18 protein-coding genes and 3 pseudogenes are annotated in these 17980 nt (G+C 68.9%); 14 read left to right on the plus strand and 7 right to left on the minus strand.

Features of this window, described 5'->3' with window-relative positions; all coding sequences use genetic code 11:
• Window positions 1-221: 221 nt before the first annotated feature.
• Both OG286_RS01880 and OG286_RS01885 read right to left on the minus strand, forming a co-directional pair.
• Window positions 222-542 (minus strand): hypothetical protein, encoded by a 321-nt coding sequence (locus OG286_RS01880; protein ID WP_396320241.1) that lies wholly within the window; start codon window positions 540-542, stop codon window positions 222-224.
• 188 nt (window positions 543-730) lie between these two features.
• A complete protein-coding gene (locus tag OG286_RS01885; RefSeq protein ID WP_396320242.1) occupies window positions 731-1681 on the minus strand; it encodes a serine hydrolase domain-containing protein in 951 nt (316 codons plus the stop codon).
• Window positions 1682-1842: 161 nt separating this feature from the next.
• On the opposite strand from OG286_RS01885, the gene istA reads away from it, so the two are divergent.
• The 10 genes and pseudogenes from istA (at window position 1843) to OG286_RS01935 (ending at window position 10793) form a co-directional block, all read left to right on the plus strand.
• Window positions 1843-3516 carry an IS21 family transposase gene (gene istA, locus OG286_RS01890; protein WP_396320243.1) on the plus strand — a complete coding sequence of 558 codons (1674 nt, stop codon included), beginning with the start codon at window positions 1843-1845 and terminating at the stop codon, window positions 3514-3516.
• Entirely contained in the window at window positions 3513-3971 is a 459-nt protein-coding gene (locus tag OG286_RS01895; protein WP_396320245.1) for an ATP-binding protein, read from the plus strand. Before istA ends, OG286_RS01895 begins: the two co-directional genes overlap by 4 nt.
• Window positions 3949-5148: a tyrosine-type recombinase/integrase gene (locus tag OG286_RS01900; protein ID WP_396320246.1), complete on the plus strand. Its 1200-nt coding sequence runs from the start codon at window positions 3949-3951 to the stop codon at window positions 5146-5148. Before OG286_RS01895 ends, OG286_RS01900 begins: the two co-directional genes overlap by 23 nt.
• Window positions 5145-7334: a tyrosine-type recombinase/integrase gene (locus tag OG286_RS01905; protein WP_396320247.1), complete on the plus strand. Its 2190-nt coding sequence runs from the start codon at window positions 5145-5147 to the stop codon at window positions 7332-7334. Before OG286_RS01900 ends, OG286_RS01905 begins: the two co-directional genes overlap by 4 nt.
• A 5-nt stretch (window positions 7335-7339) precedes the next feature.
• The gene (locus OG286_RS01910) at window positions 7340-7795 is read left to right on the plus strand and encodes a DUF6262 family protein (protein WP_396320248.1); all 456 of its coding nucleotides are present in this window, start codon (window positions 7340-7342) and stop codon (window positions 7793-7795) included.
• An 81-nt stretch (window positions 7796-7876) separates the two neighbouring features.
• On the plus strand, window positions 7877-8263 hold the full coding sequence (locus tag OG286_RS01915) for a hypothetical protein (RefSeq protein WP_396320249.1): 387 nt from the start codon (window positions 7877-7879) through the stop codon (window positions 8261-8263).
• 58 nt (window positions 8264-8321) lie between these two features.
• Window positions 8322-8906: a hypothetical protein gene (locus OG286_RS01920; RefSeq protein ID WP_396320250.1), complete on the plus strand. Its 585-nt coding sequence runs from the start codon at window positions 8322-8324 to the stop codon at window positions 8904-8906.
• A gap of 98 nt (window positions 8907-9004) precedes the next feature.
• Window positions 9005-9538: pseudogene (locus OG286_RS01925) on the plus strand (ATP-binding protein); the annotation flags it as partial.
• A gap of 193 nt (window positions 9539-9731) precedes the next feature.
• Entirely contained in the window at window positions 9732-10070 is a 339-nt protein-coding gene (locus OG286_RS01930; protein WP_396320251.1) for a cyclic-phosphate processing receiver domain-containing protein, read from the plus strand.
• 225 nt (window positions 10071-10295) lie between these two features.
• Window positions 10296-10793 (plus strand): hypothetical protein, encoded by a 498-nt coding sequence (locus tag OG286_RS01935; RefSeq protein WP_396320252.1) that lies wholly within the window; start codon window positions 10296-10298, stop codon window positions 10791-10793.
• A gap of 421 nt (window positions 10794-11214) precedes the next feature.
• On the opposite strand, the pseudogene OG286_RS01940 reads toward OG286_RS01935, so the two are convergent.
• Window positions 11215-11448: pseudogene (locus tag OG286_RS01940) on the minus strand (serine hydrolase); the annotation flags it as partial.
• 110 nt (window positions 11449-11558) lie between these two features.
• Complete coding sequence (locus OG286_RS01945) at window positions 11559-11882, minus strand: cupin domain-containing protein (protein ID WP_396320253.1); 324 nt, start codon at window positions 11880-11882, stop codon at window positions 11559-11561.
• 71 nt (window positions 11883-11953) lie between these two features.
• On the opposite strand from OG286_RS01945, the gene OG286_RS01950 reads away from it, so the two are divergent.
• Window positions 11954-12922 (plus strand): helix-turn-helix domain-containing protein, encoded by a 969-nt coding sequence (locus tag OG286_RS01950; protein ID WP_396320254.1) that lies wholly within the window; start codon window positions 11954-11956, stop codon window positions 12920-12922.
• Between the two features lie 56 nt (window positions 12923-12978).
• Here OG286_RS01950 and OG286_RS01955 read toward each other — a convergent pair whose 3' ends face one another.
• Window positions 12979-13581, minus strand: a complete 603-nt coding sequence (locus OG286_RS01955) for a hypothetical protein (RefSeq protein ID WP_396320255.1) — start codon at window positions 13579-13581, stop codon at window positions 12979-12981.
• A 378-nt stretch (window positions 13582-13959) separates the two neighbouring features.
• Here OG286_RS01955 and OG286_RS01960 point away from each other — a divergent pair, with 378 nt between their 5' ends.
• Both OG286_RS01960 and OG286_RS01965 read left to right on the plus strand, forming a co-directional pair.
• A complete protein-coding gene (locus OG286_RS01960; RefSeq protein ID WP_405364649.1) occupies window positions 13960-14247 on the plus strand; it encodes a hypothetical protein in 288 nt (95 codons plus the stop codon).
• 59 nt (window positions 14248-14306) lie between these two features.
• Complete coding sequence (locus OG286_RS01965; RefSeq protein ID WP_405359522.1) at window positions 14307-14789, plus strand: hypothetical protein; 483 nt, start codon at window positions 14307-14309, stop codon at window positions 14787-14789.
• Here the strand turns inward: OG286_RS01965 and OG286_RS01970 are convergent.
• Window positions 14755-15537: an IS5 family transposase gene (locus tag OG286_RS01970; RefSeq protein WP_396326183.1), complete on the minus strand. Its 783-nt coding sequence runs from the start codon at window positions 15535-15537 to the stop codon at window positions 14755-14757. The genes OG286_RS01965 and OG286_RS01970 overlap by 35 nt on opposite strands.
• A gap of 303 nt (window positions 15538-15840) precedes the next feature.
• Between OG286_RS01970 and OG286_RS01975 the strand changes: the two genes are divergently transcribed.
• On the plus strand, window positions 15841-16851 hold the full coding sequence (locus OG286_RS01975; protein WP_405364651.1) for a M23 family metallopeptidase: 1011 nt from the start codon (window positions 15841-15843) through the stop codon (window positions 16849-16851).
• A gap of 87 nt (window positions 16852-16938) precedes the next feature.
• Here the strand turns inward: OG286_RS01975 and OG286_RS01980 are convergent.
• Window positions 16939-17037: pseudogene (locus OG286_RS01980) on the minus strand (AAA family ATPase); the annotation flags it as partial.
• Between the last annotated feature and the right edge of the window lie 943 nt (window positions 17038-17980).

Consider the following 17980-nt stretch of genomic DNA (forward strand, 5'->3'; position numbering starts at 1 on the left):
GATCCGGCCCCGCCCGGGACTGCGGTGACGGAAACAGGACGCCCCGGTGGAGAGCCACCGGCCGTGGCACCGCCCGCCCCTGACAGGGCGACGCGGGAACCGCCTGTGCCCCGGCTCGATGACGGCGGGCAGCCTCCATGAGGACGACCTCGCGGGTCAGCTCACGATTGAGCCCTCGGAGCGCGCAGAACCCGAAGAGTCTTCACGCCTCGGCGCGCACCCTAGGACAGGGTCCAGGCCCGAAGGAAGGCGATCGCCCCGAGGATCGCCGGCGGCGCGAACCACCACGGGCCCATCGCGCGCCGCACCGACGGGATCGCCGTGACGGCCAGACCCGACAAGGTCAGTGCGCTCGCGCACCCGCAAGTCACGGTCAGGCCGGCGTAGCCCTGATCGTCCCAGTCGCCCGCCGGGCCGAACCGGACAGCCGAGAACACGACGATCGCGTTCAACGCATGGATCAGCACCAGCGGCGCGCCCAGCACCCAGCGCAGGCACCCCCTGTCCTCCGGGAGGTCGATGCTCTCGCGGCCGTACGTCACTTCAGGGCATTCCTCACATCGTCCAGGCTTCCTCCGAGCTCGTTACCGTAGCGCCGAGCCCGACGGCTCCACCACCGCCTGCCGACCGCCTGCGCCTGCGCCTGCGCCAAGCAGCCGAAGCAAGCAGACCTTCCGAAAGATTTGACCGGACAGATCGGCGCGACGGTGGCGGCGCATCACCACGACGGTCAGCGGTGAACGCGCCGAACACCTGCACTGCCGTCGCCCAACGCCGTCCGGCGGAATGCGGCAATGGCCTCGTCGAGGGGATGAGGCTGCGGCTTTCCTGATGAGCCGAGTCGGTTCCACCTTTGCAGGTTCACCGCGACGGACACCTGCCGCGCACCGTCGGCGCTGGCCATCGAGAGCGCTCCGCTACCCCAGGCGCTCCCGTCGTGGCCCCAGAAGGTTCCGCGGCCGGGAACCCGGGTCCTGTGCAGGCCGAGACCGTAGTCGATGACTTTCCCCTCGAAGGAGACGACCGGCACTGTGCGCTGCATCTCCGCCAGCGAGGCCGGGGCGACGATCTCGCCGGCGAGCAACAGGCCGAAGAAGCGGTTGAGGTCCGCGACGGTCGATATCAGCGAGGCCGCCGGTCCCACCCATGACATGTCGTAGACGCTGAAGTCGCGCGGCGGGTCGATCATGCCGAACCACGCCTCGTAGTGCAGCGCGTGTGGCCCGTCGATTTCCGGCCCCGACGGCAGGGTCGTGTCCCGCAGCCCGGCGCGCCCGATGACGTCCTGGGTGATGCACCGCTCCGCGGCGAGACCGGTCACCTTCTCCAGGGGTTGGCACAGAAGCAGGTAGTTGGTGTTGGAGTACACCCCCGGAGTGTCGCCCGGGCGGCTGTGGGCGGGTGCCGCGGTTCCCATCCCGATCAGCTCGGTCGGGTGGAACCGCCTCATCCGGTTGTCGATGATGCTCTCGGGCGTGGTGTTCGCCAGGGCGGGAAACGCCTCGAGGGAAGGGTAGGCGTAAGGAAGGTAGTCGGGCAGGCCACTGGTGTGGTTGATCAGCATCCGGACAGTGATCGCGTCACCGCGCTGCCCGGGCACCAGCTCGGGGAGGTAGTGGCAGATGGGCGTGTCGAGCCCGATCAGGCCGCGCTTGTTTTTACCGGGGTGAAGTAGAGCCACGGCTTCGGCCTGTTGGGGAGCCAGCGGTTCTTCGGTGAGTTTGGGAGCCAGTCCGTGTGATGGTGTGGAACATGCCGCTTTCGGAGTAATCGAGGGGGGCTTGCGCCGTCTGGCCGTCAGTCTGTGCCTGTTGATCACGGTCCAGGTCAGGGAGACCGCTGGTGCACAGGTCACGTGAGTGGCTATTCGAGAGGATCCGCCGGGCCAAGCGTGAGCAGGGGCTGTCGGGGCGGGAGCTCGCCGTGCGGTTCAAGGTGTCGCGGAACACGGTGAAGAAGGCGTTGGAGTCGCCGGTGCCGCCGAAGCGCAAGTCGCCGCCGCCGCGCAAGAGCGTGCTGGAGCCGGTGAAGGGCTTCATCGACGCGATACTGCGCGAGGACCTGGACGCTCCGGCGAAGCAGAAGCACACGATCCCGCGGATCATCGAGCGTCTGGCCGCGGAGCACGACTTCGAGCAGGCCCGTCCCACCACGGTCTGGGACTACGTGTCCAAGCGGCGTTCGGAGATTCGCGCGGAGGCACTGGAGGGCCGCTGGCACTTGGACGGGATGGTGCCGCAGGCGAAGAGGCCGGGCGAGGAGGCGGAGGTCGACTTCGCGGACTTCTGGCTGGACCTGGCCGGGCAGCGGCGCAAGTGCGTGCTGTTCACGCTGCGGCTGTCCTACTCGGGCAAGGCGGTGCACCGGGTCTATGCGACCGCGTCGCAGGAGGCGTTCCTGGAAGGGCACGTGGAGGCGTTCACGGTGCTGCGCGGGGTACCGTCGGTGCACATCCGGTACGACAACCTGAAGCCGGCGGTCAAGCAGGTGCTGTTCGGGCGCTCGCGGCTGGAGTCGGCACGGTGGGCGGCGTTCAAATCCTGGTATCAGTTCTCGGCGTTCTACTGCGCGCCCGGTGAGGACGGCGCCCATGAGAAGGGCGGGGTGGAGCACGAGGGCGGCAGGTTCCGCCGCAAGCACTTGGTCCCGCCTCCCGCGGTCGACTCGCTGGCGGAGCTGAACGAGCGCCTGGCCGCGATCGACATCGCGGAGGACGCCCGGCACATCCACGGCCGGCCGACCTCGATCGGGTTCGACTTCGAGGCCGAGCGGGACCGGCTGCGGCCGCTGCCGGCGGACGACTACGACTGCGGGATCGACCTGACCCCCGTCGTCGCGCGCAACTCCCGGATCACCGTTCGGCAGTGCTACTACTCGGTGCCGGCGAAGCTCATCGGCACCAAGGTGCGCGTCAAGCTGCGGGCGAACGAGTTGTGGGTGTTCGACGGGCGCAAGGTCGTCGCCCGCCACCCCAGGCTGACGCGCCGCTACACCTACCACGACTTCCTGGACCACTACCTGGAGATCCTGCTGGTCAAGCCCGGCGCGTTCGCCGGGGCGTCCGCGCTCGCGCAGGCCCGCGCGGAGGGCGGCTTCACCAAGATCCACGAAGCATTCTGGGCGGCGGCGAAGACCAGGGCCGGTGACCGCGAGGGCACCAGAATGCTGATCGAGGTGCTGCTGCTGCACCGCCAGCTCCCGCCGGAGGCGCTGGTCACGGCGATGGAGACCTGCCTCCGGGTCGGGTCGGTCTCCACCGACCTCGTCGCGATCGAGGCCCGCAAGGCGATGGAAGGCACCGACGCGGACGACGCCGAGCTCCTGGCCGACGCCGGCGAAGTGGCCGCGGACGGCGCCACGGCCACACCCGCCGCCGCGGCCCAGGTGATCTCCCTGCACGCGCGCCGCCTGCCGCCCGACCCGCGGCCGACACTGCCCGACATGAGCAAGTACGACCGGCTGCTGAGCCCGGTCGCCAGCCGCGACAGCCAGACCCAGAAAGGCCACGGCGCATGAGGCCGACCATCACCGTCACCGACCAGGACGACGAGCAGGACACTGGCAAGGTCCCCGGCCGCAGGATGTCGCTGCCCGGCGACCCGGAGGACATGCTCATCGACGAGGCATGCCGCGAGCTTCGCCTGCCGGCGTTCCGCGAGCGGTTCATCGACCTGGCAGGCACCGCCCGGCGCGAGCAGGCCACCTACAAGCAGTTCCTGCTGGACCTGCTGCAGGTCGAACTCGCCGACCGGGACCTTCGCCGTCAGCAGCGGTTGCTGCGGCTGGCCCGCTTCCCGCGGCCCAAGCGGCTGGAGTTATCCGGGGTTCATTTGTGCCCGTCTGGAACGTCAGTCAGCGTGGGGTTCACTCGTCTTGGTGGTCGTTGGCGTTGCGCTATCCGGGGTGGCCCGACAGCGTCGGTGACGTCGGCAGCATGGCGCTGTGCCAGTGCAGAGAATCGAGTTGGGTGATGGGCGGACGTGGACGGTGGTCGGTCCCGACTACCTGCCGGTCGTGCCTGTCGAGGAGTTCTTGGAGTTCCTGCGCGTCGGGCGAGATGCGTCGCCTCACACCCTCCGTTCCTATGCCACGTCTCTGAGCGCGTGGTGGGACTACCTGGAGGCGGCCGGGCTGGCGTGGGACGAGGTGACGCTGCCGTCGTTCCTGCCGTTCCTGACGGTGCTGCGGACCGGTGATCCGGTCGGAGTGCACCGTTTGCCGGGTGCTGGTGCCGCCTCGGTCGGCGGGGTGGCGGAGTCGACGGTGGGGCTGCGGGTGGCAGCGGTGCTGTCGTTCTACCGGTATCACGCGGATGTGCATGGGGTGGCGGTCGCCGGCAGGCTCTACCGGGTCGGTGGGCGCCGGGCCCGCAGCCGATACGTCGGGGCCCTGGCCCACCTGGACCGCGGGAATGACCATGTGAACCCGGCAGTGCGCGTCCGAGCGCGCGATCGCGGGCCGGCACCGGTGCTCACACCGGCCCAAGCCGAGGCGATCCTCGACGGATGCGCGCGCTTCGACGCAGTCTCCGGACGGTGGTCGGGGTCGGTACGCGACCGGCTGCTGTTCGCGACGCTGAGCGAGACCGGGATGCGGCTGGGCGAGTGCCTGTCGCTCAAGCACTCCGACTGGCATGTCGGCCGGGGCGGGACGCCGTTCGTCGAGGTCGTGCCGCGGCAGGACCACCCGGCCGGGGTTCGGGTGAAGAACAGCCGGTTCCGTCGCGTCTACATCAGCGACGACCTGGAGCGTCTGCACAGCGAGTACGTGTGGGAACTGTGCGACGCCGACGCCCACCGGGCGGTGGACCTGGAGAACTGGTGGGTGTTCGTCAACCTGCGTCGCGGCGAGTGGCTCGCGCCGCTGCGGCCGGAGACCGTCTACGACCTGGTCGACGGTCTCAAGCGCCGGTTGGGGAGGGCGGTTCCGTCCGCCTGGACACCGCACTGGTGGCGCCATACCCACGCGACCGCTCTGCTGCTGTCCGGGGCTCACGAGCACGTGGTGATGCGGCGGATGGGCCACGCCGACGTGCAGACCACGCTGACCCTCTATGGCTGGGTCACCGAGGATGCCGAGTTGAAGACCCTGGCGAACTGGAAGTCATTCACCACCAACTGGCGTGGCCTGGAGGAAAGTTCGGCATGACCGACCATCGCATCCCGTTGATTCCTTCCGGCGGTTCGACCACCCCGGACCGGTCTGCACAGAGCGCCGCGCTGGTCGACGGCCTGGACCCGGTGTTCGCCGGGCCGCTGTTCGACGGACGGGACCCGAAGCTGACCGGGGTGTTCATGCGCGGATCGCGGCAGGTCCGGTTGGACATCAGCGCCCTGCCGCTGGTCATGCGCCGCGAGGTGGGCTGGTGGCTGGCCACCTGCGCGCGCACCGGCGAACGCCAAGCCCACGCCAGCGAGTGGAACCGCTGGGCGGTCACCGCCGCCGACGTCATCGCACGCCACCCGCACGTCGCCTCCTTCGCCGACCGACCACTGGCCGAGTGGATGACCGCCTGGGCCCGGAGATTCCACGCCGACCGGGGCCGCATGCCCGCCCCCGGGCATCGGCTCCGGGCCGAGCACGCTCTGCGCGGCATGCTGGAGCGGCTGCTGCGGCAGTACGCCAGCGAGGTCGACTGGTGGCGGCACGACATCTGGTCGCTGCGGCTGGACCTGCGCATCCCGCGGCGCGAGCACGAGCCGCGCGCCAACACCGCCGTCCGCTGGGGTGACATCACCCCGGTCTGGCTGCGGGAGGGAACCAAGTTCTACCTCCGGCTGCAGATGGAGTCCGGACAACTGACCTGGTCGACGGTGATGCAGCACCGCGTGAACACGGCGCGCTTCGCGGCGTTCACGGCCGAACGCGGAATCGACCACCCTGCCCTGGCGGACGGCTCCGAGCGGAGCCTGCGCGCACTCGCACTGGACTTCGGCACCTTCCTGCACCACTGGCAGCGCGAGACGTCGGGCCGGTCCGAGGTCGGCGGCAGCCTCCAGCCGAGGACGATCAACAAGAACCTGCAGACGATCGACCTGTTCTACCGGGTCATGACCGACTGCCGCACCGAGGCCGCCGAAGCCCTGGACGATTCCCGGTGGCTGGCGCTCACCGACAGCCACGCCCGCATGTTCCGCTCCGGCGACCGGCCCCGGCAACGCGAGGTCCGCGAGGCCGACGAACGCAACTACATCAACGACACCGACCTCAGCAGCATGCTCACCCACATCGAGCTCCTCGGCCTGCCGACCGAGCAGACCCGCACCGTCGTCCGCGACGCCCGGCAGGTCGAGCTGGCCGGCCTCGGACATCCTGCGGTCATGCGGGCCTGGCTCATCCAGGCCATGACCGGACGCCGGGCCAGCGAAGTACTGATGATGGACTTCGAGCCGCTCTCCGACATCCCCGGCCTGGATACCGCAGCCGTCCCCGAGGGCGGGATGGTCGCCCGGCTCCGCTACCAGCAGACGAAGATCGACGCGGCACCGAACACCATCCTGGTGGGCCGCGATGTCGTCGAGATCGTCCGGGAACAGCAGGCGTGGGTGCGCGAGCACTGGCACCTGGGCGCCGCCGACACCATCCGCTACCTGTTCCCCAAGACCACCGGCAACCGGCACGGCACCAAGTCCTGGGAGACCAGCAACTACAACCGCGTCCTGAAGGACTTCAGCCGCCACCTGGACCTTCGCGACTCACGCGGCGAGCTCCTCCTCTACTCACGAAGCCACCGGCTCCGCCACACCAAGGCGACCACCCTCATCAACGCCGGAGCCCCCATCCACGTCGTCCAGCGATACCTTGGCCACCTTTCTCCCGAAATGACGATGCGCTATGCCGCGACTCTGGCCAGCACCGCCGAGCGGGAATTCCTCGCCCTGGCCAAGGTCGGCCGGGACGGCCGTGAGCTCGGGATGGACCGCCGGGACATGCTGGACCTGGTCCAGCTCGATCGCCGCACCGACCGGATCCTGCCCAACGGCTACTGCCTCCTGCCGCCCACCCGCTCCTGCGACAAGGGCAACGCCTGCCACGGCTGCGACCACTTCGCCACCGACCGCACCTTCCTGCCCGACATCCAGCGCCAACTCGCCGAGACCGAGTCGCTGGTCGCATCCCGGCAGGCCCGACACGCCGACCGCTACGGCGAGCCGATGAGCGCGGCCAACGTCTGGCTCGAACAGCGCAATGCCGAGATCCGCAGCATGCAGCTGGAGATCATCGCTCTGGAGGCCCAGCCGGCGGACAGCACCGCCGTCGTCCGTGGCGCGGGCGTGCTCGGTCGCACTGGCTACCAGAACACCGCCAACTCACCTGATCACAAAGGGACATAGCCCGCATGACTACCCGCCCGACCGCCTCGGTTCCTGACGTTGCCCTCGCCGAGAACCGGCGCATCGCCGCCCTGCGGCAGGCAGCTCAGGACAAGCACGAGCAGGCCGTCCAACGAGCGGAGGCAGGCATCCGGCGACTGGTCAAAGCAGGCGAGGAGATCAACTTCCGGGCTGTCGCCCGCGTGGGGGGCGTCAGCCTGGACTTCCTCTACGCCCACGCCGACCTGCGCAAACGCATCGAAACTCTGCGCGGTCAGCAACGGGCTGGTCACCGGCCTCTTCGTCAGGACCCATCAGCCGACGACGGCACGGTGATCCATAGCCTCACCGAGGCCCTCCGGCGCGAACGCGCCGCTCACCGTGAGCGCGTCCAAGAGCTCGAACAACGGTTGGCCGCCGCCCACGGCGAGATCCTTCGCCTCCAGCGTCGGCTTCGGGAACGCGACGACGCGCCCGGGTGAACGGCAGGCCCGCTGCTACAGCCGGCAGCGTGCCAGAACAATGCAGTTGAGGCCGCAGGATCAGCCCGGCACACTCGCCCGGTGAACCACAACGAACAAGCGGGCAGATGGGACGGACCCTGGTACAGGGTCCGCACGGTGCACTTCGAGGCGGCGTTTCTGCCGAACGCCGGCGAAGACCTGGAATCGGTGGACAACATCGACGTCTTCGTGGACCTCAACAACGGAACCCGGTGGAGTGCGACCGTCATCACCCTCGCTCAAGTGGAGACCATCATGGAGAGGTGGGCGGCGACCGGGGAGGCCCTCGGCGGCGCCTACTTCTCATGCTCGGACGGCCTCATCGTCCGCGACGCCGGCATCAGCAAGATGACCCAGGTCCTCGTCGGCCTGGTCGAGACCGGCGACTTCACGCACATCCTTCAACGCATCGACGAACGACCGCAGCCCCGGTCCACGACGAGCTGATTCTGAACCACCAGTAAGCTGCCCCAGCCGCGCCTGGGACATCCATCCTGAGGACACGATGCTCTCCGAATACCAGCAGCAACTGAGGGATCGTTTCCTCGCTGCCTCCGTCATCCCAGCGCCAGACCCCTGGCAGCCCGTCTTCGCGCGGCGAACGCCCATCGGCGGGCTACTCGGAGTCGGCTTCGGAGCCGACCCCGCCAGCGGAGACGACCTCCTGATGGTCGTCTCCAGCAACGGTCACGGCCTCTTCGACGCCTCCACGGGGCAGCGACTCGCCCGCGACCACGACCCCGACCTCGATCACAGCACACCAGCTGGCCCCAACTTGACCTGTCCTGGACTCGGGCCGCTCGCCGGCACTGAGGTTCGGATCGCCGGCCTCTTCGGCGGCGGCCTCCACTCCACCACCGAAGACGGGTGGACCGTTGAGGTCGTCAGCCCGGATTGGCCGCACCACCGAGTCCTCCTCTCGGCCGATGGCGGACTCTGCCGTGGTCCCGCCGGTGAGAAGTGGTGGCACATCTTCCACGCCCACTACTCCGAACTGCGAGCCGCCGGGTTCTCTCCCTCGGGACGCACGCTCGTCGTCGCCACCAGCAGCGACATCACGCTCTGGACAAGGCCCAGCCTCGACGCCTGAACCGGAGTGTCGTCCACGTTGCGGACGCCGTCGGCAACGCTACGACCTGCAGAAATGTGGTCGCCACTGCCACTGACTCCGGATAACTCCAGGACTTCGACTTCGAGAAGAACCCCAACGTCACCCCCGAGGTCGTCGCGGACCTCAAATCCCCTACCTGGGTCCGCGAGGGCCGGCCGCTGGTACTGATCGGCGACTCCGGCACGGGAAAGTCCCACCTGCTGATCGGCATCGGCACTGCGATCGCCGAGACCGGCCTGTCGGTCCGCTACACCACCACCAGCGCACTTGTGAACGAGCTCGCCGAGGCCGACGCAAGCCGACGCTTGTCCTCGGTGATCGCCCGCTACAGCAAGATCGATCTTTTGTGCCTGGACGAGTTCGGCTACCTGAACCTGGACCGCAGGGGCGCCAAACTGCTGTTCCAAATCTTCACCGAGCGCGAGGAGCGCAAGGCCACCGCGGTCGCCACGAACTCACCCTTCACCGAGTGGGACAAGACCTTCGGCGACGCCCGCCTCTGCGCGGCCATCGCCGACCGGATCACCTTCCGCTGCACCCTCATCCAGACCGGCACCGAGTCCTACCGCTACCAGGCCACCCAGGAATCCCTCTTCCCTACTCCGAACTGACAGGCCCGTCCCTGGACTGCCATGAATGCACCACTCAGGCCCAAGTCGGTACCCCCAAACGGCCTTGGACGGGCACGACCCACTCATGATGGATCAACAGGAGCCTGCTGCCCCGCCTTGATGTGGCACCACCCGCCCCGCAGAGCCTCAATACTCCGTGGTTATCCCGCCCGCCTACTGTGACAATCACCCAGTGAAAGAAGCCCCCACCTCGCCGATACCCGTCGTCCTCGGCATAGACGACCTCCGCTCCCTTCCCCAGGCCACGCGGATCGCCCGCACCAGCCGCGAAGGTATCCAGCTTCTGGAAGAGCACCGCAACAGCTTCATCGACGAGCTGTGGCTCGACCACGATCTCGGCGGCGACGACACCATCATGCCGGTGGTGGCCCTCATGGAAGAAGCCGCCTTCAACGGACAGCCCTTTCAGATCGGAGCTGTCTTCGTCCACAGCGCCAACCCCATCGGTGCCGAAACCGTCGTCAGGTCACTCGCCCGCTGGAACTACCGTGTCCGGCGGGCAACGGCCTAGAGAGCCCGGCCGCCTCAACTAGTGCCGCGCCAGGCAATGTTTGCCCCGAATCAGCCCGTGAGGGCTACCCGTCGCAGGTGTACCGGTAGCTGGTAGCAGGCAGCCGGTGGCATGCTTGCCACTCGCATGTGATCAACCGGGCTATCCGTGTCTGCAGAACCATCAGGGTCCAACCTGTCCTCGGCGGCGCCGAGGCCTGACACTCTGACAGAGAGGATGCTTTTGATGGACGATGCCGACCGCCTTCCCGAGGATCTGACCGAACTCGAAAGGCTGCTCATGCGCGGCGCATCCACCATCCGGTGGGTGGAGGCGGCCGAGCGGCTCGTCCTGCAAGTGGACAACCTGCGGGACTGGCTCATCAAGAACCATTTTCTTCGTATGCATATGAGCGCGTCCGGCCCGTATGCCGCCGCGGATTTCGCCGAGGCATTCGACGCTGCTTGCGAGATCCTGCGCGGCGGCAGCAGTGCCCTGGAGGCCTCCGGTCTGCGCAGGTCGAGCTTCTCGGTTCTCGGCGTCGCCGCCAACCTCTGTGGCCGTGTGCAGAACTCGCTCCGCTACTCCGTCCACGAGATCGACGACCACGATGCCCAGGCGGTGGCGTTGGCGGTCCTTTATGCCATGGGCTACATGGACGCCACCGTGGACGTGAACGGCAATGAGGTGGACGGTTGGGGGCCGAACTCGCTGGCTTACGAAGAGCGGTTGTCCCAGCCCTGAGCAGCCGCGCTGCTTCCACAACAGCATCCCGGTGCCGCCTGCCGAGTCATTGGTGTTCCAGGCTGAAGGGTCGCCTTTCTGACGCCCGAGCCTGGCCCGGAATCGAGGACACCTATGTCGTTCGGAAGCTTGTCTCCGATCGGAGGGCTGGACCCACGGGTCCAGCCCTTGGCGCGTCATAGGCGCGAGCCCGTGGCCGCGACTTGTCAGGGAGGCGACCCGGGCCCGCATCGAAAAGCTACCGACACCCCGGTCCCGGCCCCCTCAAACACTCCGCCCAGGCCCGCCGGGTCACCCGATCAGTGGCTCCCAATCTCGCCGAAGAACCCCAGCCACAGCCGAGTACGTCACCGCCACGAACGGCCTACCCCTGGCTCCCGTTCACACCGGAGCAACGGCTCTCATATGACCCGACAAAATCACCGCGCTCGACCTGTTGCAGCACTGCGGCGGCGGTGAAGGTCTTGCTGATGCTGCCGACGCGATGCCGCATATCAGTGGAGACGGGACGGCCGGTGGCGAGATCGGCGACCCCGGCGGCGCCGCGCCAGACCTGGGCGCCGTCGCGCACCTCGGCGAACACTCCCGGCATTCCCGCACGGTGGACGTCCTCCAAGGCGGCCTGCAGCTCCGTGTGATCGAGCAGATTCTCCACTGCATGTGACCTTTCGTCGTCAAGGGGTGAGGCATGCGGAGGGCGGGCCAGGCGACACGCCGTCCCGGCCCGGCTGCGCACTGGACACCAGCCCGTGCGCAGCGGGTCGCTCAGCGGGTGAGGATGCTGATCCCGAGCATGCGGGCTCCGGTCTCGGTGCGCGGGCGGTGCGTGCTCCCGGGCGCGAACACCACGTAGCTGCCCGGTCCGAGGCGGTGCCCGCAGTCGATGAACTCTCCGGAGATCACGTAGTAGCGTTCCTCGGCCTCGTGCACATCCTCCTCGGGCCACTGCGCCCCCGGGGCGAAGTCGTACATCCATCCCCGCGCCCGAGGCGTGGCGGGCAGCCGACGCCGGGTTATTCCGGGAGCGACCTCCACCGGTTCGACCTCGTGCACGTCCAGGACCTGCATCTGCATGGGTTCGTGGCTCATGGGTCCCACTGTCGTCGTGTGGATCACCGAATCCCAGTGTCCATAATGACGAGTGAGGGTACTTTTCTGCCATGACTTCTCATCGCGTGGTCGCCCTGGCGATTCCACCGCAGTCCACCTTCGAGCTGGCATGTGCCGCTGAGGTGTTCGGCCTGTCCCGGCATGGGCTGCCTTCCCGCTACGAGTTCGGCGTGTGCGCCGAACGACCGGGCCGCATTGCGACCCTGGCGGGCTACGACATGATGGTCAGTCAGGGTCTCGACGCACTACAGACTGCGGACACCGTGGTCATCCCCGGCTTGCAGTGCCGCCGGGAACCTGCCCCGCCCGCCGTGCTTGACGCGGTCCGGCAGGCCCACCGAGGCGGCGCCCGCATTGTCGCGATCTGCTCCGGCGCCTTCGTGCTCGCACAGGCGGGGCTGCTGGACGGCCGGCGGGCGACCACCCACTGGCGGATGGCCGCCGAATTCGCCGCCCGCTTCCCGAAGATCGAGGTCGAGGCCGACACGCTCTACATCGACCTGGGCGATGTAGCCACCAGCGCCGGGACCGCCGCGGGCATCGACCTGTGCCTGCACTTGGTCCGCGCCGACCACGGCGCGGCCCACGCCGCGCATATCGCCCGGCACATGGTCATGCCGCCGCACCGGGAGGGCGGGCAGCTGCAGTACGCCGCGTCCGCCCGCACCGGCACACCACCGGACTCCCTGGCCGCCGTCCTGGAGTGGGCTGTCGAACACCTCCACGAGCCCCTCACCATCGACGACCTCGCCGCCCGGGTGGCAGTCTCGCCGCGAACCCTCGCTCGCAGGTTCGCCGAACAACTCGGCACCTCCCCCGGTCGATGGCTCCTCCACCAACGCGTCATGGCGGCCCGAACCCTCCTGGAGGACACCGACCTGGCCGTGGAGGCGATCGCCGCCAAGGTCGGGCTCTCCACAGCCACGAACCTCCGAAGGCGTTTCCACGCGGCGGCGCACACCACCCCAGGCGCCTACCGCCGCGCCTTCGGCCGCCCGCCCCGACCGCCCGCCGGGTGATCCAGCCCCGCGGCCGTGAGAGTACCCGGAAGACCGTCTTCCGGATCCTGCCCGGATCAGCCGAACCAGACCACCAGGCGGACGTTCTCGCCCCCGTACACGACCGCCAGTTCGCGCATTGCCGCCCATACCGGCCCCCAGCTCCCGTCCGGCGGGGCGAACATCCGGGGCGTCAGAATCACCGGGCGGTAAACGGCCCCGTCCAGGCGGACCTCACCACCAGGTGGCCATTCCGACGGCATCAGCTCCTCCCCGAAGAGCTCCTCCGCCACGTCGAGGACCTCGATGGACGCCGGGACCACGTCGTCCAGGGTGAGCTCACAGTCAGGGCCCGGTCGCCACACCCCGACGCGGGTGTAGTCGGGACCGTTGCACACAGGTCCGTCCCAGTCGACCGCCGCCACCTCGGCCCACAGGGCGTACGAATGACTGTGCTGCCACTCTTCCCTGCCCGTTTCGACAACGGGCTTTGAGACATCGCCCGGAAGTCCCCGCCGGTCGAACAGCGGCCGCTCCACACCGACACCCCCGCCGAAGCCGAAGAGGAACTCCCAGGCATCGCGCTCCCGTCCGAGCCCGAAGTCCAAGAGATCAACCTCGGTCTCCCAGCCACCGCCGGACCCACGTGTCTCGATCACGCCGTCGATGTCCGCCCCCATGACAACGATCCTAGTGTCCTGAGGCCTTGATCCCGCCGGCAGTAGCCGGCGAGGGATTCGAGGATCTGACCGGCGGTCTTGGTCCGGACGCATGGGCGGGGGGGGTTGTCGTTCCAGTCGGCTGCCCAGGCGCGGATGTCGCCTGAACGCAGCCGCCGCCCTGCTGCTGATCCTCAAGGTCACCACCCCGCTCTGACCGCCCGACAGCGGGCTCGACCGGTGGCGGTGAGCCCGGACGGGTGCAATTCGGCGTGGGCCCGCGGAGAGCATCTGTCATGATCGGGCCGCCAGCCCGTTGTATGAGCCTGCGTCTCCGCCCCGGGGCGTACCGGCGCTCCTCCCCCGGAGCTGCCGGCCTCGACAAACGACGGGGGCCACATGGCACACCGAAACTCCCCCAAGTCCACCGGCCACCGGGCACTGCTCCGCGGGCTCGCCGGCGGCGTGCTCGGAGCGTTCGTGGCGGCAACCGCGATCGTGCCCGGGCACGGAGCCGCACTGACCGCACTGCCGCCCGGCACACAGTTCACCCCGCTCACCGCAGCGGTGCTGACCGAGCCCGCGCCGTTCGATGCCACTGACGGCAAGGTGCACCTCTCGTACGAGCTGCTCAGAAGCCGTTGTCGAACCGATAGTGACGGGTGCGTTTCCGCTGGTCAGGCATAGTGCGGGTGCCTCGGTGGCAGAGACGCGGTGTCGTGTCGTCTCTTCGGTGGAGGTGCCGGATGCCGTCGGTGATGGGGCTGCTGGAGGAGCGCGAGCGTGCCGCCCGGCAACGGGTGGAGGTCCTGCAGGCCGAGCTTCAGGAGGCGGAAGCCGCGTGGGAGCGGTTCGTGATTGCCCGTCAGACGGTGGCGGAAGTCCTGGCAGGGCCTCCTGTGGGCGAGGAGGCGCCGCCGGCCGGGGTGGCCGGTGAACGGCCTGCGCGGGTCGCCGGGGCGGCGCCTGGATCGGTGGTTCCCGCCTGGAGGGAAGGTCTCGATCCGGGTGCGCTGGCGCCGGACTACCAGCGGCTCGTGGAGGTCCTGGCGGGGAGCGGGGAGGAGATGGACTGTCGGCAGCTCGCGGCGGCCTTGGGTCTGGAGGTGGTCACGGCGAAGGTGGAGGGAGTGCGGTCGAAGGCGAAGCGACTGGCCGCGCGGGGCTGGCTGGCCGAGGAACACCCGGGGATGTTCAGCGTGCTCGCCGGGCGAGCCGGCGGCTCATGACCATGCTCATCGACCACCGGATCATCGCCTCGGAGGTGTCGGTGCGGGTCTCGTAGTCGCGGACCAGGCGGCGTGAGTGCATCAGCCATGCGAACGTTCGTTCCACCAGCCACCTTTTCGGCAGCACCACGAAGCCCGCGGCGTCGTCGGTGCGTCTGACCACTGTCAGCGCGATCCGCAGGACATCGCGGGCGAGGTCGACCAGGCGTCCGGTGTAGCCGCCGTCGGCCCACACCAGCGAGATGCGCCAGTGCCGCTCACGCAGCCGCTCCAGCAGCGTCCGGCCGGCCTCGCGGTCGGTGACGGATGCGGCGGTGACCATCACGGCCAGCAGCAGCCCGACGGTGTCCACCACGATGTGCCTCTTGCGGCCGTTCACCTTCTTCCCGCCGTCGAACCCCCGGCTGGCAGCCGGCACCGACGCGGCCCCTTTCACCGACTGCGCGTCGATGATCCCGGCGGTCGGCTCCGGATCACGGCCAGCCGCCTCGCGGACCCGGTCGCGCAGCCGGTCGTGGAACTCCGCGACCAGGCCCTTGTCCCGCCAGCGCCGGAAGAAGGCGTAGACGCGGTCCCATGCGGGGAAGTCCGCGGGCACCGCCCTCCAGGCGATGCCGCCCGCAACCAGGTAGCGCACCGCGTCGACCAGTTGCCGGTGGCAGTAGCCCTCCGGCTGCCCGCCCCTTCCCTCCAGCCAGGCGGGCACGGGCATCGCGTCGCGCACGACTGCCCACTCCGCGTCGGTCATGTCCGAGGGGTACCTCGGACGTCTGTGCGGCCGGTCCCCGGCATTCCCGAACCGGTGAGCGAGGCAATCACACGACAGGGGTGCGGAGTTGGACGGCAACGTCACGGAGACGGAAGACTGCGGCACCAGGGGCCTCCTGTTGCTCGGCTGGATTCGACACCCACGAGCTGTGCGGGAGGCCCCACTTTCATGCCCCGCCGACCAGAAGATCACCCGACCGAGTCGGCAGACTCGAACTCACGATCACCAAGATCGATAGAGCAACGGCTAGTCACCACCAGTGCTCTGCCCAGCAGTGCTCAGGTGCGACTCGACCGGGTGGACGTCCAGGACGCGAACACCCAGCAGGTCATCGGCTCGCTGAGCGGACAGGCACTGGGCGGGGCCGCCAACCCGGTGGGCGACCCCCTGCCGGGGGCGGACGCGTACACGCCGCCGCCACCACCTCCGGCGGAGACCGTCATCCAGGGTTCCCAGCAGTGGATCATCTGGATCGATCTGACCCTCGACCACGGGCAGCCCGTGCCCGACGTGCTCGAACACCACCTGGTGGGCGCTGTCCTGACCGCATCGGGCGTGTCGCCGTTCGAGGAGACGGTGCAGTCCACCCCGACCGCCCGCACATCTCCGCTCGACCTGCGCCCGCCGGTCCTCCCGGGCACCTGGTACGCCAGCGAGTCGTGCTGCGGCAACACCCACCACCGGCGCGGTTTCGCGCCGATCAACGGCCGCTTCTACGTGCCGCAGCGCTTCGCGATCGACTGGTACCGGGTCGGAGGGCAGGGACAGACCTGGGAGGGCGACCCCACGCAGCTCACCAGCTACCTGAGCTACCGCCAGCCGGTCGTGGCGTCGGCCGGCGGCCGGGTGGTGGAGGTCCAGGACGGTCTCCCGGACAACCCGCCGCCCGTGTCACCCCCCGTCCCGCCGGTCGCGGACACCGTGGGCAACCACATCACGCTGGAGGTCGCACCCGGCCGGTACCTCCTCTACGGCCACTTGCATCCCGGTTCGCTGAACCTTCGGGAGGGGGACTGCGTCGAACCCGGCCAGACCCTCGGGCTGATCGGCAACAGCGGCAATTCCACCACCCCTCACCTGCACTTCCAGGTGCTGACGACGGCCGAGTTCTTCCCGACCGACAGCCCTCCCTTCACCTTCCGGGAGTTCCGGGTCGCCGGACACGTCGCGCCCCGGCTCTGGGACGACAATCTCGGCCGGCAACCGACCGGCGTCCTGCCGATCCAACCCTCGCCGTACGACGGCGCGCACCGGTCGGAGTACCCGCTGGACCGTGAGGTGATCGACTTCTGACAGAGTGGCACCCACGCTACGGACGCCGTCCGCAACACTACGACCTGCACAGATATGGTCGCCGCGGCCACCGACCCCGGATAACTCCAGCGACTTGTCGCGGGGGAACCCGGCGGCCTTGACCCGCCGCTGCTTGCGCCGCTCGTCGCGGTCATCGCACTCGGACATCGGCAGCTCGGCCAGGAAGGTCGGCCGCAGGCGGCCCCCGCTCGGCCGGGTCCGCGGTGCCGGCTTTCGGCCGCCTTGCGGGCCTCCAGCGCGACCGAGTCGGCGGTCAGTACGCCGGCCCGAAGCGCGGCCGCGAGGCCGGCGACCAGGCGCTCGTGCGGCGGGTGGCGGCTCAGCAGCAGGCCCTTGACCAGTGCTCTTGTGCCGTGCACCTCCTCGCCGGCCTGGCAGCATCTCTTGACGCTGATCGAGGAAGAGCCCGGCCTGAATCATCAGTTCCATGCTCTGCATGCCCACCTCGTCCACGACCCGTGGATCACGCCCGCCGAGGGCAGCCCTTCCCGGTGAGGTTGCCGGCGCAGTGGTCCCAAAGCACACATTTTGATGCTTGGCACGCAGGTCGCGGACCTGCTCACCGACCACCGGACCCCGGAGACCGGGGCGCTGTCCGGGCCTGGAGCACCGCATCCAGGCTGTGTCTTGCCGCCCAAGCAGATCACGAGCTCCAGCGACCCATGCCGCATATCTATACGAACCGTGGCAGACTGGGCGAAAGTGATAATGCTCTACAGAGGAAAATCACCCATGACTCATGGAGCCCACCCCCACGCTCCTACCGTCCGCGCAAACATCGACCGTGCCCGCGGCTGCGAAGAATGCCGCAGCTGGGGCACCGTGATCACACCCGAGGGCCGCCACGAGCTGTGCCCCAGGTGTCAACGCCCTGATCAAGCACGCGACCTCCGATCCCTGGCCGACGACCTCCAGGCGGCCTCCGACGAATTCGGCCAGTAGCCGGACCCCACCTCCGCACACCCCGGCCCAGGAACCCCTATACAGGCGCCCTGAATCGGAAGCAGATCACACTGGGCGCTTCCAGGCGGGGTAGAGCTTCTCGTGGAGCAGCCGCAGCTCCCACCACGGATCGTCCGGAGGCCGCTTCCGTTCACCGGGGAAACGA

The organism is Kitasatospora sp. NBC_00039 (assembly GCF_045160625.1).
Taxonomy (GTDB): domain Bacteria; phylum Actinomycetota; class Actinomycetes; order Streptomycetales; family Streptomycetaceae; genus Kitasatospora.